Genomic DNA, 24894 nt, shown 5'->3' with positions numbered 1-24894 from the left:
GGCCTGATGTTTCAGAAGATCCTCATCGCCAATCGCGGCGAAATCGCCCTCCGGGTGCTGCGCGCCTGCAAGGAACTCGGCATCCAGACGGTGGTGGTGCATTCGACCGCCGATGCCGACGCCATGCATGTGCGGCTCGCGGACGAGAGCGTCTGCATCGGTCCGCCGCCATCGCGCGACAGCTATCTCAACATCCATCAGATCGTTGCGGCCTGCGAAATCACCGGCGCCGACGCCGTGCATCCGGGTTACGGCTTCCTGTCGGAGAACGCCAAGTTCGCCGACATACTGGCCGCGCACAACATCACCTTCATCGGTCCGTCCGGCGACCATATCCGCATCATGGGCGACAAGATCGAGGCCAAGCGAACCGCCAAGCGCCTCGGCATTCCGGTTGTGCCCGGTTCGGACGGCGCTGTCACCGATCAGAAGGAAGCCAGGCGCATTGCCGCCGAGATCGGCTATCCCGTGATCATCAAGGCATCGGCCGGCGGTGGCGGACGCGGCATGAAGGTCGCCCTCACCGAGGCTGACCTGGAGGTCGCCCTGCAGACGGCGAGCACGGAAGCCGGTGCGGCGTTCGGCGACGATGCCGTTTATATCGAAAAATACCTGGAAAAGCCGCGCCATATCGAAGTCCAGGTGTTTGGTGACGGCTTTGGCCGCGGCGTGCATTTCGGCGAGCGCGACTGTTCCTTGCAGCGCCGCCACCAGAAGGTCTGGGAAGAGGCGCCCTCGCCCGCCCTCAATGCCGAAGAGCGCGCCCGCATCGGCGGCATCTGCGCCAAGGCGATCGCCGACCTCGGCTATTCCGGCGCCGGCACGATCGAGTTCCTCTACGAGAATGGCGAGTTCTACTTCATCGAGATGAACACGCGCCTGCAGGTCGAGCATCCGGTGACGGAAGCGATCACCGGCATCGATCTCGTCCACGAGCAGATCCGCGTCGCCTCCGGTGGCGGCCTCTCGGTGAAGCAGGAGGACATCAAGTTCAACGGCCACGCCATCGAATGCCGCATCAACGCCGAGGACCCGCGCACCTTCACCCCCTCGCCCGGTACGATCACCCATTTCCACACACCGGGTGGTCTCGGCATCCGCGTCGATTCCGGCGTCTATTCCGGCTACAAGATCCCGCCCTATTACGACAGCCTGATCGGCAAGCTGATCGTGCATGGGCGTAATCGCGTCGAGTGCATGATGCGCTTGCGCCGCGCCCTGGACGAGTTCGTCGTCGACGGCATCAAGACGACGTTGCCGCTGTTTCGCGATCTCGTCGGCAATGCCGACATCGCCAATGGCGATTATGACATCCACTGGCTGGAAAAATACCTGGCCAAGGAAGAGTAGCGCGGAGACGCGATGACCCGCCCCTACGCGCCCGGCTATCGCATCCCCACCGACCTTCTGCTCAAGGCCTACGCCTCGGGCGTCTTCCCGATGGCCGAAAGTGCCGGCGACCCGGAGGTGTTCTGGGTGCGGCCGGAGACGCGCGGCATCATTCCGCTCGATGGTTTTCACGCGCCGAAAAGCCTCAGGAAAACGATCAAGAAGAACCCCTTCGACATCCGTTTCGATTTCGATTTCGAAGCGACCATCGACGGCTGCGCCGAAAAGCGCGTGGAACGGCGCTCGACCTGGATCAATGCGCCGATCCGCGAAGCCTATGTCGAGTTGCATCGGATAGGCCATTGTCATTCGGTCGAGGCGTGGCGCGAGGACCGACTGGTCGGTGGCCTCTATGGCGTGTCGCTCGGCCGGGTGTTTTTTGGCGAGAGCATGTTCGCCAGGGAGACGGACGCTTCCAAGACCTGCCTTTTCTATCTCGTCGAGCGCTTGAAGGCACGCGGCTTCGCGCTGCTCGATACGCAGTTCACCACCGAGCACCTCAAGCGCTTCGGCGCCGTCGACGTGCCGCGCGGCAAATATGAAAAGTTGCTGGCCGACGCGCTGAAGGGCGAGGCCGTATTCTATCCCTGAAGATTGAGCCTACTTCCCAGTGGCGGCTTCCAATGGCGTCTGCGAATGGAACATCATCTTCCAGCCATTGACGCGATGGACATAGCCGGTGCTGACCAGCGCGGCGTAAGGTTCGCCGTTCTCGCGTGTCGCATGTGCCTCGTAGGTCAGCATGATGATGTCGCTGCCCGGCTCGATAATACCCTTGAGGTCGATTTTCAGGTCGCGCCAGCGGTTGGGCTTGGTTGCGGTCTTGGCGAGATCCGCATTGTCCATCGCCTGTGCCATCTGCGGAAACGCCACCAGGCATTCGGTGTCGACATTGGCCGCATAGTAGGCCGCGTCGCCCGTCCAGAATCCCTTTTCAAGTTCCAGCAACTCTGCCTTGCCGGCCGTGATCCGCTTGCTGTCTGACATCGGAAAATCCTCCCTGCGCATAAATGCGCGCTCATCCGTGCCCCAACGTATGGTGGCAGGGACGGTTCCGGAGGATCAGTTGGTGTCGGTCGTATCGGGGTCCGAAGCGTCCGGCTCCGTCACGCCAGGCTCTGTCACGTCCGGAGCAATCGCGGCTTTCGGTTTGGCCGCGGCGGGCTTGGGCGCCTCGGCTTTGGTCGAGTCTGCCTTGGCGCCATCGGGCGCCGGCACATCCGACTTCTGCTTGCAAGCCTTCAGCCAGACGTCATAGACGGCATGCTCGACGGCATTGAGGCCGGGGCTTTCGGCAAACATCCAGCCGGTGAAGATGCGGCGGATCTTGCGGTCCAGCGTGATCTCGTCGACCTCGACGAAGGAATCTGTCTTCGGCTCTTCGGTCTGTGGCCGCGAATAGCAGACGCGCGGCGTCACCTGCAAAGCACCGAACTGCACCGTCTCGTCGATATAGACATCGAAGGTGATGATGCGGCCGGTGATCTTGTCGATCCCGGCAAACTCGGCAACGGCATTGGTGACCCGGTCCGCTCCCGCGGGCGGCGCCGGCGCGGGTGCCGCGGGCTCAGGCGAAGCGGCGAAGGCCACGGTGCTGACGGCAAGACCGGCGGCTAACGCCAGACTAGCCGATATTGAGTAAGAAAAGCTCATGCAAAGATACCGGTGGTTCGCGCCCGGGTGATTCTGTCGATCGCCAAGGCTAGTCGCCGTTTTCTGATCAGCAAGCAGCTAAACACCAATTGTGGCGATAAAGGACCGGCTTGCACCCTGTCGCTACGACCCGGGTGTCCAGGCATCGTAGTCGCCGGTGACCTGCGGGCGGTGCTGATTGGTCAGCACCGAGCCCTTCGGGCGATAGGCCGCCGGGCTGCCGGTCAGATTGGGCTGATGCGGCTTTTGCCAGTCGCGCGGCTTGTAGTCCTCGCTGGACGGCGCGACGTCGACACGGTGGTGCATCCAGCCGTGCCAGCCGGGCGGTATCGCCGAAGCTTCCGAATAATTGCGGTAGATGACCCAACGGCGCGTGCGGCCTTCCGAATCGATGCCGCCTTCGTAATAGAAATTGCCGGTCTCGTCCTGGCCGACCTTCTTGCCGTACCGCCAGGTATGCAGGCGGGTTCCTATCGTCTGGCTGTTCCACCAGGTGAAAAACTGCGTAAGGAAAGTCTTCATTTCAAAACCCTCGCGCCGGCAGCGCCCGTTTTCCTGCTTATGGCGTCAGGCCTTGCCGAAGGCAAGGCTTTTGCCACGGCGTGCGCGCAAATGGCTTGCCTGAAGCCCGACACAAGCCTGTGATCCTCCCGGTCGCTGCATGCACGCTTGCCAAGCCTTTGCGGTATTTCTAAAGCTCTGCGCGCCCATGCCTGCATCCAGCCCGGCTTGAGGCCAAGGAGGTGACGATTGGCCACGGAATTGCCGACCACCGACATTCGCATCAGCGCCGAGGCGATTCGCCACCGCAAGGGCGGCACGCCGATCGTTTGCCTGACCGCTTATACCTATCCCATCGCCCGTCTGCTCGATCGCCATGTTGACCTGCTTCTGGTCGGCGACAGTGTCGCCATGGTCCTGCATGGCCACAAGACGACGCTGGGCGCCTCGCTGGAGATGATGATCGCACATGGGCAGGCCGTGATGCGCGGCTCGGCCAGAGCCTGCGTCGTCGTCGACCTGCCGGCCGGCACCTATGAGGCAACGGCAGCGCAAGCCGTCGCCTCGGCGCGGCGGGTCGTCGACGAAACCGGCTGCCAGGCGGTGAAGCTCGAAGGCGGCGTCGACATGGTCAGCCAGATCGAGGCCATCGTCGCCGCCGGGATTCCGGTGATGGGACATATCGGCCTGCAGCCGCAATCGGTCGAGAAGGACGGCGGCTACAAGATCAAGGGCCGCACCGAGGAGGCTGTTGCGGCATTGCTTCGCGATGCGCTCGCCGTCGAGAATGCCGGCGCTTTCTCGGTGGTCATCGAAGGCACGGTCGAGAGGGTCGCCGCCGATATCAGCCGCCGCCTCGCCATTCCGACCATCGGCATCGGTGCCAGCGGTGAATGCGACGGCCAGATCCTGGTCATCGACGACATGGTCGGGCTGACCGTCGATCGCGTGCCGAAATTCGTCAAGGAATACGCCGACCTGCGCAGCGTGATCTCGCATGCAGCGGAAACCTATGCAGCCGAGGTGCGGGGCCGGACATTCCCCGGCCCCGGCCATGTCTTTTCGGCGACAAACAGCAGGGACGACACATGAGCCAACCCGTCGTCGTCGACAGCGTAGCCGCACTGCGCGCGCAAATCCGGGACTGGCGGCGCGACGGCCTTCGTGTCGCCATGGTGCCGACCATGGGTGCTTTGCATGACGGACACATCTCGCTGGTCAGGATCGCGCTCCAAAAAGCCGAGCGCTGCGTCGTGTCGATCTTCGTCAATCCGACGCAGTTCGCGCCGAGCGAAGACCTCGACAAGTACCCGCGCCAACTCGCCCGCGACCTCGACCAACTGGGCGCGGCAAACGCCGACCTTGCCTTCACACCGACGGTTGGCGAGATGTATCCCGCCGGCTTCGCCACGAAAATCTCGGTCGGCGGCCCCTCAGCCGGGCTCGAATCGGACTTTCGGCCGACCTTTTTCGACGGCGTCGCCACCGTGGTGGCAAAGCTCCTCCTGCAGGCAACGCCCGACTGTGCGGTCTTCGGCGAGAAGGACTACCAGCAGCTTTGCGTGGTGAGGCAGCTCTGCCGCGACCTGGACCTGCCTGTCGAGATCATCGGCGCACCGACGATCCGCGACGCGCATGGTCTCGCCATGTCGTCACGCAACGCCTATCTCGATGAGGCCGAACTGAAGATCGCCCGCCAACTCAACGTCACATTGCGCAATACGGCTGCGGCGCTGGCGGCAGGCGCCGGGCAGAGCGACGCAACCGAAGAGGCCGGCCGCGCCCTCATCGCCGCCGGCTTTCAGAAGGTCGACTATGTCGAGGTACGCCAAAGCCTGACGCTTGCGCCATGGCGCCGAAACCGCGAAGGGCGTCTTCTCGCGGCAGCATGGCTCGGCAAGACCAGGCTGATCGACAATGTGGGGGTTCCCGCTGCCTAGCGCGAAGGCTCGATCCTCCGCGGCGGATTGCTGCCGCGCCTAGCTCTCGCTCTTTTGTCGGCCGGCCCTGACGATCAGGTGTCCCGCGACGATCCCAACCACCCCGGCAAGGGCTTTCACCAATGCATCGATGAGGCGTGCATGGCGACCGGGATCAATGAGCTGAAGCAGTTCCAGCATGCCGGCGGTCACAGCCACGAAGATGACGACCTGATACAGTCGGTTGGGGAAGCCGATCGCCAGGGCGAAGCCCAGCAGGACATAAGCCAAGGCACGCTCGACATTCGCTTCAGCGAGGTGCGGCCGCATCTGGATCGGCGACAAGGTCGCGAAAATGATGATGGCGAGCAGCGCCAGCGCTGTAATGCGGGACAGTTTGGTCATGCCCTTGCATATCCGTCGTGAGCCGGCACAGCAAACGCCGCGATGACGCATGGCCGGATCGCTCTATTCATCCGGTGTCAATCTATCCGAGCGACTTCTCGAAACTCAGCGTCGTCGGCCTTGAGGTATCACGGGACTCCTCCGCGGCACTGACAGGCAAGAACCCTTTCGACCGATAGAAGGCGATGGCGCCGCCATTGGCCTCCTCGACCTCGACCTCGACGCGCAGCGTTCGCGCTTCCGGGAAACTGGCCTCGACCTCGTCGAGCAGTGCTTGCCCGATCCCGCGCCTTTGGCAGTCCGGATGGACGTAGAGCTGGTTCAGCAGGATGATTTTCGCATCGGCGGTGGCGGCGGCGAAAGCCATGCCACCGATCCGCTTGCCGTCATCGGCCACCAGGAATTCCGAATTCGGCCGCGTCAGCCGCGAGCGGAGCGAAGCGATCGAGTGCCATTCGTCGGTGATCTCGGTGACTTTGGCAGCGCCATAAATGGCGTCATAGGTCGCATGCCACGTTTCCACCAGCAGCGTCCGCACAGCGGCAAGGTCGCGTTCACCTGCGGTGCGGACGAACACGGCGCTACTCGATGCCCAGCTTGGCCTTGACGAGGTCGTTGACGGCTTGCGGGTTGGCCTTGCCGCCGGTCGCCTTCATCACCTGGCCGACGAACCAGCCGGCCATGCTCGGCTTGGCGCGCGCCTGTTCGACCTTGTCAGGGTTGGCGGCAATAACGTCGTCGACGGCCTTCTCGATGGCGCCGGTGTCGGTGACCTGCTTCATGCCACGGCTCTCGACCAGTTGGCGAGGGTCGCCGCCCTCATTCCAGACGATCTCGAACAGGTCCTTGGCGATCTTGCCGGAGATGGTGCCATCCTTGATCAGATCGATGACCGCACCGAGCTGCTCGGGCGAAACCGGAGCGTTTTCAATGTCTTTTCCGGCCTTGTTCAATTGCCCGAGCAGATCGTTGATGACCCAGTTGGCGGCGAGCTTGCCGTCGCGGCCGGCGGCCACCTTCTCGAAATAGTCGGCGATCGGCTTTTCCGACACCAGGATCGAGGCGTCATAGACGGACAGGCCGAGCGACGCGATCAGCCGCGCCTTCTTGTCGTCCGGCAGTTCCGGCAATTCCTTGGCCAGCGCATCGACATAGGCCTGGTCGAATTCCAGCGGCAAAAGGTCGGGATCGGGGAAGTAGCGGTAATCATGCGCCTCTTCCTTGGAGCGCATCGAGCGCGTCTCGCCCTTGACGGCGTCGAACAGCCGCGTCTCCTGATCGATCTTGCCGCCATCCTCGAGAATGGCGATCTGCCGGCGCGCCTCATAGTCGATGGCCTGGCCGATGAAGCGGATCGAGTTGACGTTCTTGATCTCGCAGCGCGTGCCGAACTCGCCGCCCGGCTTGCGCACCGAAACGTTGACGTCGGCGCGCATCGAACCTTCGTCCATGTTGCCGTCGCAGGTGCCGAGATAGCGCACGATGGTGCGCAGCTTGGTGACATAAGCCTTGGCCTCGTCGGCCGAGCGCATGTCCGGCTTGGAGACGATCTCCATCAGCGCCACGCCGGAGCGGTTGAGATCGACATAGGACATGGTCGCATGCTGGTCGTGCATCGACTTGCCGGCATCCTGCTCCAGATGCAGCCGCTCGATGCCGACCTCGATGTCCTCGAATTCGCCCTGGCGGTCCGGGCCGACCGAAACGATCACCGTGCCTTCGCCGACGATCGGCTGCTTGAACTGCGAGATCTGGTAGCCCTGCGGCAGGTCGGGATAAAAGTAGTTCTTCCGATCGAAGACCGACTTGTGGTTGATCTGCGCCTTCAGCCCCAGGCCGGTGCGGATCGCCTGCTTGACGCATTCCTCGTTGATGACCGGCAGCATGCCCGGCATCGCCGCATCGACCAGGCTGACATTGGCGTTGGGCGGCGCGCCGAAGGCCGTCGAGGCGCCCGAAAACAGCTTTGCTTCCGACGTGACCTGCGCATGGACCTCGAGGCCGATGATGATCTCCCAGTCGCCGGTGGCGCCGGGGATCAGGCGTTTTGCGTCAGGAGTACGGGTGTCGATGAGGGACATGGCGGCCTGCGAATTGCGGTGAGTGATTTCACGTTTGAACGTGAATTTCACGTCGAACGTGAAATCATTCGCTAGTGCAAACCGCCAAAAGAGACAAGCGCAAAGCCACGGACTGGCCTTTTCAGCCGCTTTCGCCTATAGGACGCTCATTCCAATGGAGAGTGGATGTCCACTTACGCTCAGTCCCGGTAAGGCCCTGACCTCTTGGCGAGGCAGGGCAGAAAACCTGAAACCCCGTGCCGCGAAGCTTCGCGGCGGCGGCATTTTTTGTTTTCCCGGAAAACTCTCACATGGATATTTCGCGCACTGAACAGCGCATCCTGCACCTGCTCGCGCAGGGCGGACGCATTGAAATCGAAAAGAACGACAAGAAGCGGATCGCCTCCGTCAAATGCCTGACCCGCGACGGCTGGCACTATCCGGACGTCGATCTCGACCTGTTTCGAAAGCTGAAGCGGAAGAAGGCGGTTTCTTCGTCGGGAGGCGGCCCCTACCGCATCACCCGGCGCGGGCTCGCACTCGTCCGCTCCGAACTCGACAACAGGTAGCCCGCGGTTCCGCCGGTCGGTTCTCCGGCCGGCGGTTCGCCTCACCGTTCAGGCAGTGGCGATATAGGCCCTGATCTGGTCGGCCTCGCGCTCGACATCCTCGATGCGGCGCTTGACCACGTCGCCGATGGACACGATGCCATCGAGCATGCCGTCCTTTTCCACCGGCAGATGGCGGAAACGGCCGCGGGTCATAATCTCCATCACCTCGTTGACGGTGTGATTTTCGTTGCAGATCTTCACCTTCGGCGTCATCGCCGAACGCACCGCGATATCGAGCGCGGCTCCACCTTCCCGGGCGACAACCCGGACGATGTCGCGCTCTGACAGGATGCCGACGATCTTGCGATCGCCATTGGTGATGACCAGCGCACCGATCTTGTGCTCTGCCAGGATGCGGATGGCTTCGCTCAGCTTTTCGTTCGGCCCGAGCGTCAACACGTCATGGCCTTTTCTCTCGAGAATTGCCTTCACCGTCATGGCGTCCTCCTCTGCTTTGCCTGCCGGTTCCTGCCCTGACCGGCCTTCACGTAAGAGTGAACATCGTGCGCCGTGATCGGTTGCATTTCAAGTGCGGTGGTCAGTCGTTTCCCACTCGGGCGCCTGCCATCGCCTGTCGAACCAGCGCAGGCCGAAGAAGCCCGCGACAAAGCCGCCAATATGAGCCTCCCAGGCGATCTGACCATCTACCCCTGGGGCAAACCCGAGCAGGCCGGTGGCGAGATTGATGACCATCCACATGGCGAGGAAGATCACGACACCGCGCAGGCGCAATACGAATGCGATCGGCAGCACAGGGCCGGCGAAGGCGGCCTTGCCGGCCGAACGGTCGGTGCGGAAGCCGAAACGCGCCGCAGCCCCCATCATGCCCGATATCGCACCGGAAGCCCCGACCAGCGGCGCCTCACCATAAGGATGCATCGCCCAGAAAAGCGCGACCGAAGCCAGCCCGGTTGCGGCAAAAAACAGCGCGAACCACAGCGCTCCCAGACGGTTTGCCAATGGTGAACCAAACGCGGCGAGCCACACCATATTGATGGCGATATGGGCAAAGCCGCCATGCATGAAGGCATAAGTGAAGGGCCGCGAAAACAGGAACCAGTCGAAGCCGTATTGCCCGGTGTAGAGAACGGGGATGAAGGCCCCGTCATACAGCAATGTCATCTGCTGGGATTCGCTCAACACATATTGCTGCAACAGGTAGACGACGACACAGATGCCGATCACCGCCAGCACGACGGGCGGCAGGTTGAACACCGGCTCGCGCCGCGGTTCAGGTGCGCCCTCGACCGGGTCGACTTCCGAGGGAGATGCCGGTTCACTCATTTGAAATTGCACTCTGCGGGATTCGGGGCTCGAGCATCTAGATCACCACGGACCGAACCGCAAACCGCGAATCGCCGCGGCGCGAATCAAAAAAGAAGCCGTTCAAGGTTTCCCTTGAACGGCTGGTCGAGCCCCCTGCTCCCCTAAAACTCTTGACTGAAGTGCTGCCGATCGTCGCGAAACGACCGCTTCTGGAGTGGTTTTTGTGTGCCACGGGGCTCGCTTCGATGCAACGTAAACCACTTGTTAACCTTAACGGCCCCGACCCGTGAACAAGTGTTAACGACGCTGGCACGCTTCCTGCTCCGCAACGCATGTAGGTCATCGGAGGGCGCCCTTCTGTTCACCGATGGGACATCAGACGACAGAATGCGCGGAGCAGCATAGTATGAACCAGAATGGATCGATCACGCTGTTCCAATATTGGAACCGCCTGCGTGATGGACGCCCTGCCCCGAAGCGTTCGGAGGTCGAGCCGGCCGACATCAAGTCGCTGCTGGCCGACACCTTTATCCTGGAGCGGGACACGCGCGGACAGGCCGTATTCCGGCTGGCCGGCACCAGGCTTTGCGCCTGCTACGGCCGCGAACTCAAGGGGTTTTCCTTTCCATCGCTGTGGCGCGAGAAGGATCAGCGGCTCGTCTCGCGGCTGATCCATGGCGTCTTCGAGCAGAAGTCGGTCGTGCTCATCAGCTATGAGGGTTTCAGCCGCAACGGGCGCTCCAACAAGTTCGAACTGCTTGCCCTGCCGCTGGACGGCGGTGTCGAAAATCCGCGTTGCCTGGGCGTCATCAGCGCCGTGGAGAAGCCCTTCTGGCTGGGTGCCGATCCGATCACCGACGCGTTGATCGATTCGATACGCGTCATCGATCCGGAGAAGGAGCTTCTCAACAATCGCCCGGCGATCGATGTTCCCTCGCTCGTTCCCGATGAACTTGGAGCACCCGAGACGATCTCGGCGCTCGGCCGGGCGCGCCGCATCCGCCATCTCGTCGTGTTCGATGGCGGGCGCGAGGAATAGTCCGTTTGCGGCCTGATGCACGTCGCCCAAAACTGCGCGGCTGTTTTGGCACCGCGACCTGCAAAAAGGAAACCCTGGAGCGCCCGCTTTTTCCCTTTGTTAACCCGCTTTGTTGTACTTCTCTGATGAAGTTCCTCGCATCGGCGCGCGGGATGCCAAACGGGGTGTAGGCAGTCATGAGGTCAGCGGCGGTCGACTATGCGCCGTCCCAAGCTGAAAGGCGTAACTTTCAGCGCGTCCGGGTTAAAATCTACGGACGCTTCATGCTGGAAGACCGCACCGAACACCCCTGCCAGGTCGTCGACATGTCACCGGGCAATGTCGCGTTTCGCACCGACCGCATCGGCATGCCCGGCGAAAAAATCATTGCCTACATCGATCATATCGGCCGCATCGAAGGTGTCGTCACCCGCACCTTGCAGGATGGTTTCGCGATGACCGTCATCGCGTCGGATCGCAAGAAGGACAAGCTGGCCGCGCAATTGACCTGGCTCGCCAACAAGCATGAACTCGACCTGCCGGAAGATCGCCGCCACGAGCGCGTCGCGCCGCGCAATCCGACCAGCGTGCTGCAGCTCACCGACGGCCGCCAGTACCAGTGCCGAATCATCGACCTTTCGCTCTCCGGCGCCGCGGTCGAGATCGACGTCAAGCCGGCGATTGGCATCCAGGTTATGCTTGGCACCATGCGCGGGCAGGTCGTGCGTCATTTCGAGGACGGCGTCGCCATCGAATTCGCTGTGATCCAGCGCCCCGAAACGCTCGATTCCGAATTCAACACGCCACGCACCTGAACAGGCCCGACAGCGACACTCCAGGAAAACCGGCCCTTGTGGCCGGTTTTTTGTTTTCGACGCCATGACCTGCATGCTTAGGCCACTCTTGGCGGGGCTTGGCAGCCCTCCGCGCGTCGAGATTGGCGCCTCAAAATCCAAACGAATTAATACTGAAATGATTCAAATTTTACGTTTATTCTACTGGAGTTTTACTCAATATCTACTTCGAGCTTTTGCGTCAAATAAATCCGCATGTGGCAATGTCTCCTTCGAACGGGGAGACTACAACAATGAAGAAAACGAGGGGCAAGCTGTTGCTGGTGGCAATGGCGATGCAGCTTTCCGCTTGGGGATCAGCATATGCCGCGGGACCGGCCTATATGCACACCGGCGGACGCACCACCCAGCCTGTTGGCCATTATGAGTTCTGCCAGCGCAGTCCTGGCGAATGCAGCGAACGGACCCCGAAGGGTGCGCCGGTCGAACTGACCCGCAAACTGTGGGCGACGATCGTCAACATCAACAATTCGGTCAACACCCGCATCAAGCCGCGCACCGACATGGAAAACTACGGTGTCGAGGAATATTGGGCCTATCCGGCCAATGGCTATGGCGATTGCGAGGACTACGCGCTGGAAAAGCGCCGCGAGTTGATGGATGCCGGCGTCCCCGCCGGCAATCTGCTGATGACGGTGGCGCGCCAGCCGAATGGCGACGGCCACGCGGTGCTGACCGTGCGCACCAGCCTCGGAGAATTCATCCTCGACAATCTGGAAACCAAGGTCCTGTCCTGGACGGACACCGACTACACCTATCTCAAGCGCCAGTCGGACCAGAATTCCGGCGTTTGGGTGACGATCAATGACGGCCGCTCCGACGCGGTCGCCAGCGTCCGCTAGAACAGAGCTCAAGCGCGCCGCGTGAATGCGAGGCGCTTCAGGAGAAACCCGGTCGAGTCCCCACCCTCCCCGTCCCCAACGACCGGGTGAAAGGAGCCGGCCCCGTCCCCGGGCCGGCTCCGCCATTTCTGGCGGAGAATCGAAAACCAATCAGCCTGCGGTAGGCTGAAGATCCCAATCTCATTCAGTCGAATCGTCCCGCCTTCCCACGCCCGGAAGATCGAGGCACTATAGGCCGTCAGTTTCGCCTTCTGGATCACGGCCATGTTGGAAATCCCGGAAGATCGATGCGAGCGCCATCGCCTGTTCAACGTTATCGACGATGCCTTCAAGGCCGGCGACTTCGAGGGCCTCGGCGTGGCGTTGGGCGGCTCTTCCCGCTGGTTCGACGAGCGCATGCCGTTCGAGCTCGGCCTCGGGCATCCGCTGGAATATGCGATCTATTGGAGCCCCGTCGGCTTCATCTCGTCTTTGCTGGATGCCGGCTCGAATCCAAACTATCAGGATCACGGCGGGTTTCCGTCCATCATTGCAGCGCTGTCCACCGACCGCGCCGACCGGCTGGACATCGTGCGGGTGTTGATCGACGGCGGTGCCGACCCCAACATGCGGGGCGTCAACGACTGGACTCCGCTGCACTATTCGGTGGCCATCCGCAGTGTCGATGCGATCGGCCTGCTTTTGGCGGCGGGCGCCGACCCGGTGCTCGAAACCCGCATCGATGACTACAGGAACGTGATCGAGGAAGCCGAGATTGCCGGCTTTGAAGCCGGTGCCTCCTTGCTGCGCGATGCGATGGCCGGGCGCAACTCCGACAGACAGTGAGTTGGGGCGCTACGAACCACCGCCAGCAAATGCCAGGCCGACCTCAGACCTTCTTCAACCCCGCCTGGAAGCGCTTGCCGTTGGCAACGTAGTGCGCCGCCGAGCCGCGCAACCTTGCCACGGCCGCGTCGTCCAGCACCCTGATCGCCTTGGCAGGCGAGCCGACGATCAGCGAATTGTCCGGGAATTCCTTGCCTTCGGTGACCAGCGCACCGGCGCCAACCAGAGAATTCCTGCCGATTTTCGCGCCGTTCAGCACGATGGCGCCCATGCCGATCAGGCTGTTGTCGCCGATCGTGCAGCCATGCAGCAAGGCGCGGTGGCCGATCGTGCAGCCTTCCCCGATCGTCAGCGGGAAGCCGGGATCGGTGTGCATGACAGTATGTTCCTGCACGTTGGTATCGGCGCCGATGACGATGGGCTCATTGTCGCCACGGATGACGGCGCCAAACCAGAAGCCGGCATTGCGTCCGACCCTGACGTCGCCGATCAGCGTCGCATCGGGCGCGATCCAGTTCGAATCCGCATCGGCGAAGCTGGGCTCTGTTCCATCGATCGCATAAAGCGGCATTTCTGCTCTCCGAATCGTCTCAGCCTGGCAGCTCGGACCCTAGGAGACGGACCGTCCATGAGGCAATGGCAAGCACGACGACGCCCAGCGCCAAGGTCCACGCAATTGCCGTGCAGCCGCAGGACATCAGCGCCAACGTTGAAATGCGGCGCTGACGCCGGGCATCGATGGCATCATTGACCAGCATGAAGGGTCCGGCACAGGCCGTGGCGAGCAGCGAGCGCAAGACATGTGACGGCGACACATAGGGTTCGGTGAAGGCGACCTTGCGGCCCGACACCAGTTCCATAGCCGATCCGGCCAGCCCGCAGGCCGTCAACCCGACGGCAAAAGCAAAGAGTGTGAGTTCCAGCGGTCCCATCTTAACTTTCCATTTACCATGAAATTGCACAGTCGTTCCACGCAGGCTGCAAGAGCCGTGCCGTACGATGTGTGCCGCCCAGGGACACTGGAGGCGGACGGACGGCCCGAGATCCGAGGACTGAGATGAAGCAGGCAGTGCTCGCCAACGAACTCACTGTGGTCGATTCTAGGCTGATGAAGCGGGTGCTCTACGGATTCGCGGCGCTGGCCCTGCTTTCAGCAGCGATCAGCCTTGCAGGCAAATGGTTCGGCCATTCGATCGCCATGGCCGGATACACCGACGACGCAACGATGCACCAGGTGGTGATCGGCAACAATGTCATCACGGTCCCGGCCAACGCCATCCGTTTCGCCCAGGCCCGGCGCGACGGCATCGCCTCGCGGCTCGACCTCTATCTGCGCTATCCCCAGATGGACGGCTACAGCGAGGCGGCGCGGGATGATTTCAACCATACGGGGACAGCCAAAAGCATCGTCTTTCTGGCCTTCGAACAGCAGATGATGTCGCGTGACATGAGTGGCCGCTTCGCGCCGATCTACAGCTCGTTGATCACCCAACCCGGCATTGTCGGGCCTGGCGGCACGATGATTTATGGTTTCAACGAGAAATCAGGCTATCTGAACGAGGTGCTGGTTGTCGGCAATCGCCCCGGCAAGGAGCCGTTCGTGGCCCGTTGCCTGAGCGGACCGAGTGCCGACCAATCGCTGGCGCCTTGCGAGCGCGACATCCAGGTCGGCGACGAGCTCAGCCTCACCTATCGCTTCCCAAGGGAGTTTCTGGGCGATTGGCAGGCGCTCGACGCGGCAATCGCCACTGAAGCCGGGCGCGTCCTGAAAACAGGACAGTAAGAAAGCCTCGGAAGGTGCGGCCGGCCGGCCGCATTCGAGGCGGAGCCGGCCGAGCGCAAAATCGCTGGCTCAGGCCAGATCGATGTCGAGGATCGCCATCGAGAAATTGTAATCGCCGTCGTCCTCGTCCTTGAAGACGATGCCGAGGAATTCGTCGCCGACATAGACCTCGGCCGAATCGTCCTTGCGCGGCCGTGCCTTGACCTCGAGCTTGGGGTTCTGGAAGACGCGCTTGAAATAGGCGTCCAGCTTTCTGATTTCGTCCGGCTTCAACAGTCTTCTCCGATCATCGGGCTTGCTCGTTCGAACGCGCTTCTGGCACGTCGACAATGGCGATGTAAAGGCAAGCGGCCTGATAAGGCGAGACAACCACCTACTCATGCCAGCGGCCGGAATCCGGCAGCAGGCGGCGGCCTCGTGAAAATCAGATGTCGAAGCTGACGACCTGATCCATCGTCTGCGACGGCAGAAGCTGGTCCATCTGGCGCGACGGCTGATCGCAGCCGGTCTCGCCGACGACGCGGGCCGGCACGCCGGCAACTGTCTTGTTGTGCGGCACAGGCGACAGCACCACCGAGCCGGCGGCAATCTTCGAGCAATGGCCGATTTCGATGTTGCCGAGGATCTTGGCGCCGGCGCCGATCAGCACGCCGTAGCGGATCTTGGGGTGGCGGTCGCCGCCGGCCTTGCCGGTGCCGCCCAGTGTCACGCCGTGCAGGATCGACACGTCATCCTCGATGACAGCGGTCTCGCCGACCACGAGGCCGGTGGCATGGTCGATGAAGATGCCCTTGCCGATGCGGGCGGCCGGGTTGATGTCGGTCTGGAACACCGAAGACGAGCGGCTCTGCAGGTAGAGCGCGAAATCCTTGCGCCCCTGATTCCACAGCCAATGCGCCAGCCGATGGGTCTGGATGGCGTGGAAACCCTTGAAATAGAGCACAGGCATGATGAAGCGATCGCAAGCCGGATCGCGATCATAATAGGCCTGGATGTCGACACGCACCGTCGTCGGCCACTCCTTGTCGTCGGCCAGCATGGACTTGAACGTCTGGCGGATGAGATCGGAGCCGATGTCCTGGTGCGCCAGCCGCTCGGCCAGCCGGTGAATGACTGCTTCCTCCAGGCTGTCCTGGTTGAGGATGGTCGAATAGAGGAATGCAGCGAGCAGCGGGTCGCGGTTGACAGCCTCCATGGCCTCGTCGCGGATCGAACGCCAGATCGGATCGACGGGCTTCAATGCGCTGTGTCGGGAAATGCTGATGCTGTTCATCGCCGTCTCGTCCTGCGTCCTGCCTGGCTTGCCTGTTGTGCTTGCCTGTTGCCTGGCCGCACATATAAGCCAGATGATAGCACGATTGAACTCAATTTTCCTTAGTGCTTTGTCAAATGGATTTGGTTCGCGGGAATTCAAGCAGCCATGGAAAACGAACCCTTGATCGACGACGCGCTGAAAAGCGAGCTTTCGGCTCTCTACCGGGCGCCAGGCCGCCACTATCACAACCTTTTCCATATCGAGGCAATGCTGGCGCTCGCTGGCGACTGTCGAGAATTGCTCGGCGACCCCGAGGCGATCGAAGCGGCGATCTGGTTCCACGATGCCGTCTATGACAGCAAGGCCAAGGACAATGAGGCGCAAAGTGCTGCCCTTGCCGAGAAAAAGCTGGCGGGCCGCGCAAATCCTTCACGCCTCAACCGCATCTCGGCAATGATCGTCGCCACCGCCACGCACCAGGTGTCGCCGTTCGAAGACGCGGCGGCCACACGGGACGCAAGTCTTTTCCTGGATATGGATCTGTCGATCCTGGGAGCCGCGCCGGACGCCTTCGACGCCTATGAGCGCGCCGTGCGGCGCGAGTACCACTGGGTGGAGGAGCCGATGTGGCGGGCCGGACGCAGTGCTGTCCTGAAGACTTTCCTCGCCCGCCCGCACATCTTCCACACTGAAGAGTTTCGCCAGCGCTTCGAACCGCAGGCCAGGGAAAACATGACGCGGTCATTGCAGGCCCTGCAAACCCCTTTGTGATCTTCGCCGGTGGCGCGCTTGCATGTCTCCCTATCCCGCCACGGGCGTTGCATCGAACAATGCACCGAGAAACGCCTGAACAAGCGAGCGCTGGGCGTCGGTCTTGCGATAGGCGACGCGGTGTATGGAACTGAACGAATAGGCCCTTGGCTTGATTGCCCGCATGTCTCCGGCCGCGACCCAGGGATCGGCAAAATGGCACGGCAGAAAGCCGATGAAGTTGCCCGACAGGATCAGCATCAACTGCGCTTCCATGTGCACGACCGATGCACTCGCCTTGGGATGGCCGACCAGGTAGAGGTCGTCGAAATGCCGATAGCTGCGCACCGAGAACCGCGCAGCGTCGACGGCGCCTTGATCGATCCTTGAATCGGGCATCGCAAAGAGCGGGTGCCGACGGCCGCAATAGAGAAGATGCGGTTCGCCGCAATAGTCGCGATAGACGACCCCAGGCGCTTTCTGCGACAGCGGCCCGATGACGACGTCGCGACCGCCATCGGCAACTTGTTGCTCGAGTTCGGACGGCGTACCCACCGAAAGGTCGATGAAGACGTCGGAATCGGGCCCCATGAAGCGGCTGAGGGCGTGCTGGATACCCAGTTCACCACTGGTGAAGACCCCATCCGACGTGCCGACCCGCAAGCGGCCCGACAGGCTGCCGCTGGCTGCATTAATGCGATGTCCGAAATCGTCAAGGTCCCGGAACAGCTTCTGCGCCGCATCGTAGGTTGCCTGTCCAACCTCGGTCAGGCGGAATTGCTTGCGCCCGCGATGGCAGAGCTGCGCACCGATGCGTTTCTCCAGCTCCGCCAGATGCGTGCTCAGCGTCGGCTGCGACAGGTTGAGCGTGATTTGCGCAGCGGCGAACCCGCCTGAATCGGCCAGCGCCACGAAAACGCGCAGCAGGCGGATGTCGATATTGTCCAGCCGGCGCATGGCGCCCCCCATGATGCACAGAACGATACATCGATGTTATTCGATGTATCGTTCTAAATAAACTCATTTACATCAATGTCAGAAATCGCGAGCCTGTACGGAACAAAATTGGGGAACAATCATGAAACCGTTACTCGGCACCGCCTTGTCCGCAGCCCTGCTGCTCGCCAGTTCGCAGCTCGCCCTCAGCGCCGACCAGATCCGCATCCTGGCGCCGACATGGCTGGGATTTGCGCCTGTCCATATCGCCAGCGACCTTGGCTGCTTCACCGCCAAGGGCCTTGATGTCAGCATCAAGTTCGAGGATGACCTGACCAACGTCATGGCGGCGATGGCGCGCGGCGACATCGAGATGCAGATGCGCTCGGTCGGCGAATATCAGGGCCGCCCGCGCGATGCTTCGACGCCCGGCATCATCATCGGAACGATCGACGAATCCGTCGGTGGCGACGGCGTCATCACCGATGACAAGATCAAGTCGGTTGCCGATCTCAAGGGCAAGGTTGTCGCGGCCGAGCCCAACATCCCCTCGCGCCTGCTGTTGCAGATGGAGCTGAAGCAGGCGGGCCTGTCGCTGAAGGATCTGCAGATCAAGGACATCGCGACGGCCGATACGGGTGCGGTTTTCGTCGATGAATCGATCGCGGCGATCGCGACCTACGAACCGTTCATGTCGCAGGCGCTGAAGGCCTCGACCCGCACCGGTGCCCGCATGCTGATCTCGTCCAAGGATCATCGCGGCATCATCATCGACGCGATCATCGCCCGCAACGACGACTTCAAGGCGAACCCCGACAAATACGCAAAATTCCTCGGCTGCATCTATGAGGCGGTCGATTTCATCAAGGCCGAGCCGGAAAAATTCGCCGACATGGCGTCCAAGCATTTCGGCCTGACGCCTGCCGAAGTGGCCGACATCGTCAACTCCAGCCTGTCCTACACGACGCTTGCAGAATCCCTGGCCTACATGGGCAAGCCGGGAGAAAAAGGCACGTTGCACGGGATATTCGACACGGTGATGGATCTAAACCTGGAGAACGGCGCCGCCGACAACAGACTGGTGGCGGCCGACCAGATCGACAATTCGGCGATCAACAAGATCCCGGCGAAATAGCGGCCGCGCGGCCGGGCCGGCAGCTTGTCTCGGCTGTCGGCAGCGATGTCATTCCGGCTTACCGCCGGTGACGACCGTTCTTTCGATCATCCGGGGATAGTGATTTGTTCAGCAGCCTGTTCGTCTTCCGCGGACGCGGATCGCCGATGCTGGAGTTCGCCGTCAGTGTCGCTGCGGCTGCGCTCGTTATTGCCCTGTGGGAGCTGGCGGCGCGCGCGGGCATCATTGCCCCGCAGTTCCTGCCGTCGCCGAGCCGCGTCGTCGTCGCGCTATGGACGATGCTGACCGAACAGAACCTGCTCTGGCACGTCGCGGTTTCGACCACCCGTGTCTGGATTGCCTTCCTGCTGGCCGCCGTCATGGCGATCCCGATCGGCATCATGATGAGCAGCTACCGGATCGTCGGCGCCGCCCTCGAGCCGATGATCGATTTCATCCGCTATCTGCCGGTCCCCGCGCTGGTGCCGCTGTCCATCATCTGGTTCGGCGTCGGCGAGGAAACCAAGATCTTCCTGCTCTGGCTGGGGACGTTCTTCCAGCTCGTGCTGCTCGTCGCCGACGACATGCGGCGCGTGCCGCAGGAGTTCGTCGAGGTCGCCCGCACCGTCGGCGCCAATTCGAGGCAGGTCATGGTCGACGTCGCTCTGCGCTGGATGGGGCCGACGCTGCTCGACAATCTGCGCATCACGCTCGGCTGGTGCTGGACCTATCTGATCATCGCCGAGATCGTCGCCGCCGATTCCGGCATCGGCTATGTGATCTGGACGGCCCGGCGCTTCGTCAAGACACCGGAGGTCATGGCCGGCGTCGTCGTCATCGGCCTGATCGGCCTTGTCACCGACCAGCTTTTGCGCCTGCTTCACCGCCGGCTGTTCCGGTATCTGTAAGGAGCATGACATGACCGGATATGTTCAATTCGTCGACACGGCCAAGTCCTTTGGCCCCGTCGATGTCGTGCGAAACACCAGCCTTGGCCTCGACCGCAATTCGCTGGTCGTCTTCCTCGGCCCCTCGGGCTGCGGCAAGACCACCCTGATGCGCATGGTCGGCGGCCTCGACGAACCGAGTTCGGGCTCGATCCTGCTCGGTGGGGAAAAGGTCGTCAGGCCGGACCGTCGGCGCGGCATGGTGTTCCAGTCCTATTCGTCGTTTCCCTGGCTGACGGTCAAAAACAACATCGCCTTCGGCATGCGCTACAGGAAGGACCTCGGTGCCACCGAAAGAGCCGAGCGTATCAGCCACTATCTCAAGCTGTTCGGGCTCGCAGACTTTGCCGACTCCTATCCAAACCGTATCTCGGGAGGCATGCGCCAGCGCGTGGCCATAGCCCGCACGCTCGCCGCGGGTTCGGACGTGCTGTTGATGGACGAGCCCTTCGGCGCGCTCGACGCGCTGACGCGCGAGCGGCTTCAGGTCGAGCTGCGGCAGATCCAGATCCGCGAGGAAAAGACCATCATCTTCGTCACCCACGACGTCGAAGAAGCCGTATTTCTCGCCGACCGGATCATCCTGTTCTCGCGCCGTCCAGCCTCGATCGTCGCCGATATCGACGTGGCGGCAGAGCTTGGCCCGGACCGGCCGCTGGAGATTCGCGAAACCCAGAAATTCTTCGAGCTGCGCAACAAGGTCCTGCATCTGATCCGCAACGAAACCGGAGTGGTCGTATGAGCCTCTCCTTTTCCGGAAAGACGGTCGTGATCACCGGAGCGAGCCGAGGCATCGGGCTCGGCATCGCCAAGGGCTTCGCCCAGGCCGGCGCCAGCCTGCACCTCATTGCCAACGACGTGGCCGTGCACGAACGGGCCCACGACTTGGGCGCCACAGGCACGGAGGCCGACATCGCCGACCGCGAGGCGGTCGGCGCGGCCCTCGGACCGATCTCCCGGATCGACGTGCTCATCAACAATGCCGGCCTCGAGCTGATGACGCCGATCACTGACAGCAGCGACGAGGCCGAAGCCGCCTTCCGGCGCATCATCGAGATCAACGTCATCGGCACGGCGCTTGTCACCGCGCGCGCCTTGCCGCGCATGCAGGCCGGCGCTTCGATCATCAACACCGCATCGATCTGGGGCCGCGTCGCCGAAGCGCGGTTCGGCGCCTATGTCGCCTCCAAGCACGCCATCATCGGCCTGACGAAAACCTGGGCCAAGGAACTTGGATCGAAAGGCATCCGCGTCAATGCGGTCTGTCCGGGATGGGTCCGCACGGAAGCATCGATGCGCTCGCTTGGCCGCATGGCCGAGCAAGGCGGCGTCAGTGAACCAGCACTGCTCGAAGACATGGTCGGCGCGCAAGCCCTGCCCGGCCTGATGGAGCCGGCCGACATGGCCGGCACCTACCTGTTCCTGGCGTCGGATCTCGCGGCCAACATCACCGGGCAGTCGCTCGGCGTCGACAGGGGAGAAGTGCCTTGGTAACCCCGCTGCACGGAAAACGCGCGCTGATCACCGGTGCGGCCAGCGGCATCGGCCGCGCGACCGCGCTCGCCTTGCGGGACGCCGGAGCCATGGTTCTCGGCTTCGATCTCAAGGCATCCGAAGGCGATATCCCGATCCTTGCCTGCGACCTTGCCAATGAGGCCGACATTATTGCCGCGGTCAGGCAAGGAGCGGAACGGATCGGCGGCTATGACATCCTGATCAACAATGCCGGCATCCTGCAGGAAGCACCGCTTGGCGCGATTTCGCTCGACCATGTCGACCGCATGTTTGCCGTCAATGTGCGCGGCGCCATCATCGTGGCGCGGGAAGTCCTGCCGTACCTTCCCGATGGCGGCCGCATCATCAACATCGCCTCCGAGCTTGCCTATCTCGGCCGGGCGAGCGCCTCGGTCTATTGCGCGACCAAGGCCGCATTGCTCGGCCTGACCCGATCCTGGGCGCGCGAGCTTGCGCCTCGCATCCTGGTCAACGCCGTGGCGCCGGGGCCGACAGACACGCCGCTTCTCGGTTTCGAGGCGCTGAGCGAGAGCCAGCGCGCGCTTGAAACGACACACCCGTTAGGGCGGATCGGCCGGCCGGATGAAATCGCCTCCGCGGTGGTCTTCCTTGCCGGCCCCGGCGCCACCTTCTTCACTGGACAATGCCTGGGCGCCAATGGTGGCGCGGCGATGCTTTGAAACGAGATGATCATGAAAGACCGAGTTTTCCTCGCTGAACTGCCATGGCCCGAAGCCGAGAAGCGGATCGCCGCCGGCGCTCCCATCTTCCTGCCGCTCGGCTCGACCGAACAGCACGGCCACCACATGGCGATGAACGTCGATGTTGTGCTTCCCACCGCCATCGCCGAGACGGTGGCGAAGCAGGTTGGCGGCCTCGTCGCGCCGACCATTGCCTACGGCAACCGCTCGCAGCCGAGAACAGGCGGCGGCCCGGCCTTCCCCGGCACGATCAACATCACGGCGCATACGTTTTCGCTGCTGGTCAAGGATGTGATCTGCGATCTCTATCGCCAGAAGGTCCGGCGCATCGTTGTCCTCAACGGCCACTACGAGAACATCGGCCCGTCGATCGAAGGCATCGAACTGGCGCTCGACGCCATCGGCCGCGAGCGTGCGGCGGATCTGACGATCCTGCGCATCGATCATTGGGAAATGGTGCGCACAGAGACGCTGGCGAAAGTGTTCCCCGATGGTTATCCCGGCATCGAGCTGGAACATGCGAGCGTCATCGAGACCTCGATGATGCTGGCGCTGCGTCCCGAGTTCGTCGACCTCGGCAAGGCACTGCATGACGGCCCGGCGCAGTTCAGGCCATATGATCGCTATCCCAAGCCAGCCGAGGAAGTGCCGCCATCCGGCGTGCTGTCGCTGACCGAGGGCTCATCGGCCGAAAAGGGCCGGTGGCTGCTCGACGACTGCGAGACCCGCATTGCGGAAATCGTCAAACGTGAATTCTTCTGAGGTGCCGACACCATGAGCAGCAATTTCTTCCAGCCGATCGATGCCTCCGCCGTTCCTCGTTTCGCCGGACTTTCGACCTTCATGAGACTGCCGGCCGTGGCGAGTGCGGAGGGGCTCGACATCGCGCTCGTCGGCATACCGTGGGACGGTGGCACCACCAATCGCGCCGGTGCGCGGCATGGCCCGCGCGAAATCCGCAACCAGTCGAGCCTGATGCGGCGCGCCCATCACGTCTCGGGGACCGAGCCGTTCAGCATCGCCAATGTCGCCGATGTCGGCGATCTCTCGGTCAATCCAATCAACCTCCTGGACGGGCTGAAGCGCATCGAGGACGGCATCGCGGCGATCGTCACGGCGGGCGCCATTCCGCTTGCAGCGGGCGGCGATCATCTGACGACGTTGCCGGTGCTGCGCGCCGTGGCCCGCAAGGCGCCCGTCGGCATGATCCATTTCGACGCGCATTCCGACACCAACGACCGTTATTTCGGCGACAATCCCTATACGCATGGCACGCCCTTCCGCCGCGCCATCGAAGAAGGACTGCTCGATCCCAAGCGCATCGTCCAGATCGGCATCCGCGGCTCGATATACGAACCCGGCGAACATGACTGGGCGGTCGCCCAGGGCATCCGCATCATCTACATGGAGGAGTTCGTCAGGCGGGGCGCGGCCAGCGTCATGGAAGAGGCGCGCGGCATCGTCGGCGATACGCCCATCTATGTGACCTTCGACATCGACTGCATCGACCCGTCGATGGCGCCTGGGACCGGAACGCCCGAGCTAGGCGGCTTCACCACCCGCGAGGCCCAGGAAATGGTCCGCCTGCTCGACGGATTGACCATTGTCGGTGCCGACGTCGTCGAGGTGGCGCCGCCTTTCGACCTGGGCGGAATGACGGCGCTCGCCGGCGCGACGATGATGTTCGAGCTGCTGTGCGTGATGGCGAAGTCGGTTCAAGCAGCGAGAGCGCCGGACTGAGCACAAGCATCAAATCCGCCTGATGCATCGCCGTCCGCTCAGAGCGGATTTTCGGCATAGAACTCCAGCACGCGCTGCTTGAAGGTCTTGTCCCCGACGGCCAGCATATGGTCACGGCCCTCGATGTGAAAGGCCCTGGCGTTCGGCATCAATGCTGCAAGCTCATCGGGCGAACCGCCAATGTCGTCGGTGGTGCCGACGGCGACCAGCGTCGGCTGGGCAATGCGCGCAATATCCTGCTCGCTCAGCAATTCGCGCGATTTGGCGATGCAAGCGGCCAAGGCACGGCGATCGCTGCGGGTCTGGTCGGCGAAGGCGCGAAACGATCGGCCGCGCGGATGGCTGGTCGCGGCGGGATCATCCGCAAGCAGGGCCGCTGCAATAGGATCCCAATCGCCAACGCCATCGATCATGCCGATGCCGAGACCGCCGAAAACCAGCGTCGCCACCTTGTCCGGATCGGACAGTGCCATGAACGCCGCGATGCGCGCGCCCATCGAATAGCCCATGACGTGCGCGCGCTCGATGCCGAGATGGCCGAGCAAGGCGGCGGCATCGGAGGCCATCTTGATCGGCGTATAGTCGGCCTCCTCATAGCTCTTGGACGACGAGCCGTGGCCGCGATTGTCGAAGGCGATGGCGCGGTAACCGGCATCGTTCAGCGTCTTGAACCAGCCGGGCGATACCCAGTTGACATAATGGCTCGAGGCAAAGCCGTGGATCATCAGCACCGGGTCGCCCTCGCCCGATGCCGGCTGGCGATCCAGGAAGGCAAGCTCGAAGCCGTCATGGGTGAAAGACTGCATCTGC

The 24894-nt window shown here is 62.6% G+C and carries 32 protein-coding genes; 18 read left to right on the top strand and 14 right to left on the bottom strand.

Features of this window, described 5'->3' with window-relative positions; all coding sequences use genetic code 11:
* The first annotated feature begins 6 nt into the window (after positions 1 to 6).
* The gene (accC, locus tag EJ079_RS23310) at positions 7 to 1350 is read left to right on the top strand and encodes an acetyl-CoA carboxylase biotin carboxylase subunit (protein ID WP_013531357.1); all 1344 of its coding nucleotides are present in this window, start codon (positions 7 to 9) and stop codon (positions 1348 to 1350) included.
* Positions 1351 to 1362: 12 nt separating this feature from the next.
* Positions 1363 to 1980, top strand: coding sequence for a leucyl/phenylalanyl-tRNA--protein transferase (aat, locus tag EJ079_RS23305; protein WP_127396902.1), 618 nt, complete (start codon positions 1363 to 1365; stop codon positions 1978 to 1980).
* A gap of 9 nt (positions 1981 to 1989) precedes the next feature.
* On the opposite strand, the gene EJ079_RS23300 is transcribed toward aat, so the two are convergent.
* From EJ079_RS23300 to EJ079_RS23290, 3 genes are all read right to left on the bottom strand, one after another.
* Positions 1990 to 2376, bottom strand: a complete 387-nt coding sequence (locus EJ079_RS23300) for a hypothetical protein (protein ID WP_127330800.1) — start codon at positions 2374 to 2376, stop codon at positions 1990 to 1992.
* Positions 2377 to 2451: 75 nt separating this feature from the next.
* Positions 2452 to 3042, bottom strand: a complete 591-nt coding sequence (locus EJ079_RS23295; protein WP_127330802.1) for a DUF2155 domain-containing protein — start codon at positions 3040 to 3042, stop codon at positions 2452 to 2454.
* A gap of 123 nt (positions 3043 to 3165) precedes the next feature.
* A complete protein-coding gene (locus EJ079_RS23290) occupies positions 3166 to 3564 on the bottom strand; it encodes an NADH:ubiquinone oxidoreductase subunit NDUFA12 (protein ID WP_013531353.1) in 399 nt (132 codons plus the stop codon).
* 228 nt (positions 3565 to 3792) lie between these two features.
* On the opposite strand from EJ079_RS23290, the gene panB reads away from it, so the two are divergent.
* Together panB and panC are read left to right on the top strand one after the other, a co-directional pair.
* The gene (gene panB / locus EJ079_RS23285; RefSeq protein ID WP_127810290.1) at positions 3793 to 4635 is read left to right on the top strand and encodes a 3-methyl-2-oxobutanoate hydroxymethyltransferase; all 843 of its coding nucleotides are present in this window, start codon (positions 3793 to 3795) and stop codon (positions 4633 to 4635) included.
* The gene (panC, locus tag EJ079_RS23280) at positions 4632 to 5483 is read left to right on the top strand and encodes a pantoate--beta-alanine ligase (protein WP_127810289.1); all 852 of its coding nucleotides are present in this window, start codon (positions 4632 to 4634) and stop codon (positions 5481 to 5483) included. Before panB ends, panC begins: the two co-directional genes overlap by 4 nt.
* 39 nt (positions 5484 to 5522) lie before the next feature.
* Here panC and EJ079_RS23275 read toward each other — a convergent pair whose 3' ends face one another.
* The 3 genes from EJ079_RS23275 to gatB all read right to left on the bottom strand — a co-directional run bounded on the left by EJ079_RS23275 (position 5523) and on the right by gatB (position 7948).
* Positions 5523 to 5867 carry a hypothetical protein gene (locus tag EJ079_RS23275; RefSeq protein WP_027039201.1) on the bottom strand — a complete coding sequence of 115 codons (345 nt, stop codon included), beginning with the start codon at positions 5865 to 5867 and terminating at the stop codon, positions 5523 to 5525.
* Between the two features lie 82 nt (positions 5868 to 5949).
* Positions 5950 to 6444: a GNAT family N-acetyltransferase gene (locus EJ079_RS23270; RefSeq protein WP_127810288.1), complete on the bottom strand. Its 495-nt coding sequence runs from the start codon at positions 6442 to 6444 to the stop codon at positions 5950 to 5952.
* 4 nt (positions 6445 to 6448) lie between these two features.
* A complete protein-coding gene (gene gatB, locus EJ079_RS23265; protein WP_127810287.1) occupies positions 6449 to 7948 on the bottom strand; it encodes an Asp-tRNA(Asn)/Glu-tRNA(Gln) amidotransferase subunit GatB in 1500 nt (499 codons plus the stop codon).
* A gap of 290 nt (positions 7949 to 8238) precedes the next feature.
* Between gatB and EJ079_RS23255 the strand changes: the two genes are divergently transcribed.
* The gene (locus tag EJ079_RS23255) at positions 8239 to 8496 is read left to right on the top strand and encodes a YjhX family toxin (RefSeq protein ID WP_127280952.1); all 258 of its coding nucleotides are present in this window, start codon (positions 8239 to 8241) and stop codon (positions 8494 to 8496) included.
* Positions 8497 to 8544: 48 nt separating this feature from the next.
* Here the strand turns inward: EJ079_RS23255 and EJ079_RS23250 are convergent, their stop codons facing one another.
* Positions 8545 to 8976, bottom strand: coding sequence for a CBS domain-containing protein (locus EJ079_RS23250; RefSeq protein WP_027039198.1), 432 nt, complete (start codon positions 8974 to 8976; stop codon positions 8545 to 8547).
* Positions 8977 to 9063: 87 nt separating this feature from the next.
* The gene (locus EJ079_RS23245) at positions 9064 to 9822 is read right to left on the bottom strand and encodes a rhomboid family intramembrane serine protease (protein WP_127269621.1); all 759 of its coding nucleotides are present in this window, start codon (positions 9820 to 9822) and stop codon (positions 9064 to 9066) included.
* 388 nt (positions 9823 to 10210) lie between these two features.
* On the opposite strand from EJ079_RS23245, the gene EJ079_RS23240 reads away from it, so the two are divergent.
* From EJ079_RS23240 to EJ079_RS23225, 4 genes are all read left to right on the top strand, one after another.
* Positions 10211 to 10843, top strand: a complete 633-nt coding sequence (locus EJ079_RS23240; RefSeq protein ID WP_023812148.1) for a PAS domain-containing protein — start codon at positions 10211 to 10213, stop codon at positions 10841 to 10843.
* A 176-nt stretch (positions 10844 to 11019) separates the two neighbouring features.
* Positions 11020 to 11637, top strand: coding sequence for a PilZ domain-containing protein (locus EJ079_RS23235; RefSeq protein ID WP_023812149.1), 618 nt, complete (start codon positions 11020 to 11022; stop codon positions 11635 to 11637).
* Positions 11638 to 11909: 272 nt separating this feature from the next.
* Complete coding sequence (locus EJ079_RS23230; protein ID WP_127810286.1) at positions 11910 to 12518, top strand: transglutaminase-like cysteine peptidase; 609 nt, start codon at positions 11910 to 11912, stop codon at positions 12516 to 12518.
* A gap of 264 nt (positions 12519 to 12782) precedes the next feature.
* Positions 12783 to 13343: an ankyrin repeat domain-containing protein gene (locus EJ079_RS23225; protein WP_127397558.1), complete on the top strand. Its 561-nt coding sequence runs from the start codon at positions 12783 to 12785 to the stop codon at positions 13341 to 13343.
* Positions 13344 to 13386: 43 nt separating this feature from the next.
* Here EJ079_RS23225 and EJ079_RS23220 read toward each other — a convergent pair whose 3' ends face one another.
* Both EJ079_RS23220 and EJ079_RS23215 read right to left on the bottom strand, forming a co-directional pair.
* Positions 13387 to 13914 carry a gamma carbonic anhydrase family protein gene (locus EJ079_RS23220; RefSeq protein WP_127332112.1) on the bottom strand — a complete coding sequence of 176 codons (528 nt, stop codon included), beginning with the start codon at positions 13912 to 13914 and terminating at the stop codon, positions 13387 to 13389.
* A 19-nt stretch (positions 13915 to 13933) separates the two neighbouring features.
* Positions 13934 to 14275 carry a hypothetical protein gene (locus EJ079_RS23215; RefSeq protein ID WP_127291442.1) on the bottom strand — a complete coding sequence of 114 codons (342 nt, stop codon included), beginning with the start codon at positions 14273 to 14275 and terminating at the stop codon, positions 13934 to 13936.
* Positions 14276 to 14400: 125 nt separating this feature from the next.
* Here EJ079_RS23215 and EJ079_RS23210 point away from each other — a divergent pair, with 125 nt between their 5' ends.
* Complete coding sequence (locus EJ079_RS23210) at positions 14401 to 15126, top strand: hypothetical protein (RefSeq protein WP_127810285.1); 726 nt, start codon at positions 14401 to 14403, stop codon at positions 15124 to 15126.
* Between the two features lie 69 nt (positions 15127 to 15195).
* Here the strand turns inward: EJ079_RS23210 and EJ079_RS23205 are convergent, their stop codons facing one another.
* Complete coding sequence (locus EJ079_RS23205) at positions 15196 to 15399, bottom strand: DUF3126 family protein (protein WP_013531334.1); 204 nt, start codon at positions 15397 to 15399, stop codon at positions 15196 to 15198.
* Between the two features lie 151 nt (positions 15400 to 15550).
* Positions 15551 to 16399 carry a serine O-acetyltransferase gene (cysE, locus tag EJ079_RS23200; protein ID WP_013531333.1) on the bottom strand — a complete coding sequence of 283 codons (849 nt, stop codon included), beginning with the start codon at positions 16397 to 16399 and terminating at the stop codon, positions 15551 to 15553.
* A 147-nt stretch (positions 16400 to 16546) separates the two neighbouring features.
* Here cysE and EJ079_RS33995 point away from each other — a divergent pair, with 147 nt between their 5' ends.
* The gene (locus EJ079_RS33995; RefSeq protein ID WP_245481723.1) at positions 16547 to 17152 is read left to right on the top strand and encodes a hypothetical protein; all 606 of its coding nucleotides are present in this window, start codon (positions 16547 to 16549) and stop codon (positions 17150 to 17152) included.
* A 30-nt stretch (positions 17153 to 17182) separates the two neighbouring features.
* On the opposite strand, the gene EJ079_RS23190 is transcribed toward EJ079_RS33995, so the two are convergent.
* A complete protein-coding gene (locus tag EJ079_RS23190; protein WP_127810284.1) occupies positions 17183 to 18088 on the bottom strand; it encodes a LysR family transcriptional regulator in 906 nt (301 codons plus the stop codon).
* A 121-nt stretch (positions 18089 to 18209) separates the two neighbouring features.
* Here EJ079_RS23190 and EJ079_RS23185 point away from each other — a divergent pair, with 121 nt between their 5' ends.
* From EJ079_RS23185 to speB, 7 genes are all read left to right on the top strand, one after another.
* Entirely contained in the window at positions 18210 to 19202 is a 993-nt protein-coding gene (locus EJ079_RS23185; RefSeq protein ID WP_127810283.1) for an ABC transporter substrate-binding protein, read from the top strand.
* 104 nt (positions 19203 to 19306) lie between these two features.
* A complete protein-coding gene (locus tag EJ079_RS23180; RefSeq protein WP_245466500.1) occupies positions 19307 to 20089 on the top strand; it encodes an ABC transporter permease in 783 nt (260 codons plus the stop codon).
* A gap of 10 nt (positions 20090 to 20099) precedes the next feature.
* Entirely contained in the window at positions 20100 to 20870 is a 771-nt protein-coding gene (locus EJ079_RS23175; RefSeq protein ID WP_127396858.1) for an ABC transporter ATP-binding protein, read from the top strand.
* The gene (locus EJ079_RS23170; RefSeq protein WP_127810282.1) at positions 20867 to 21622 is read left to right on the top strand and encodes an SDR family oxidoreductase; all 756 of its coding nucleotides are present in this window, start codon (positions 20867 to 20869) and stop codon (positions 21620 to 21622) included. The genes EJ079_RS23175 and EJ079_RS23170 overlap by 4 nt, the downstream gene beginning before the upstream one ends.
* Positions 21616 to 22323, top strand: coding sequence for an SDR family oxidoreductase (locus tag EJ079_RS23165; RefSeq protein ID WP_127396856.1), 708 nt, complete (start codon positions 21616 to 21618; stop codon positions 22321 to 22323). Before EJ079_RS23170 ends, EJ079_RS23165 begins: the two co-directional genes overlap by 7 nt.
* A gap of 12 nt (positions 22324 to 22335) precedes the next feature.
* The gene (locus EJ079_RS23160; RefSeq protein ID WP_127396855.1) at positions 22336 to 23106 is read left to right on the top strand and encodes a creatininase; all 771 of its coding nucleotides are present in this window, start codon (positions 22336 to 22338) and stop codon (positions 23104 to 23106) included.
* A gap of 12 nt (positions 23107 to 23118) precedes the next feature.
* A complete protein-coding gene (speB, locus tag EJ079_RS23155) occupies positions 23119 to 24084 on the top strand; it encodes an agmatinase (RefSeq protein WP_127396854.1) in 966 nt (321 codons plus the stop codon).
* A gap of 38 nt (positions 24085 to 24122) precedes the next feature.
* Here speB and EJ079_RS23150 read toward each other — a convergent pair whose 3' ends face one another.
* On the bottom strand, positions 24123 to 24890 hold the full coding sequence (locus EJ079_RS23150) for an alpha/beta hydrolase (protein WP_164873840.1): 768 nt from the start codon (positions 24888 to 24890) through the stop codon (positions 24123 to 24125).
* Positions 24891 to 24894 lie beyond the last annotated feature (4 nt).

The sequence above is a fragment of the Mesorhizobium sp. M7A.F.Ce.TU.012.03.2.1 genome (assembly GCF_004006095.1).
Classification (GTDB): domain Bacteria; phylum Pseudomonadota; class Alphaproteobacteria; order Rhizobiales; family Rhizobiaceae; genus Mesorhizobium.
The sequence above is the reverse complement of the archived record's forward strand: the minus strand, read 5'-3'. Positions and strand labels throughout refer to the sequence as shown.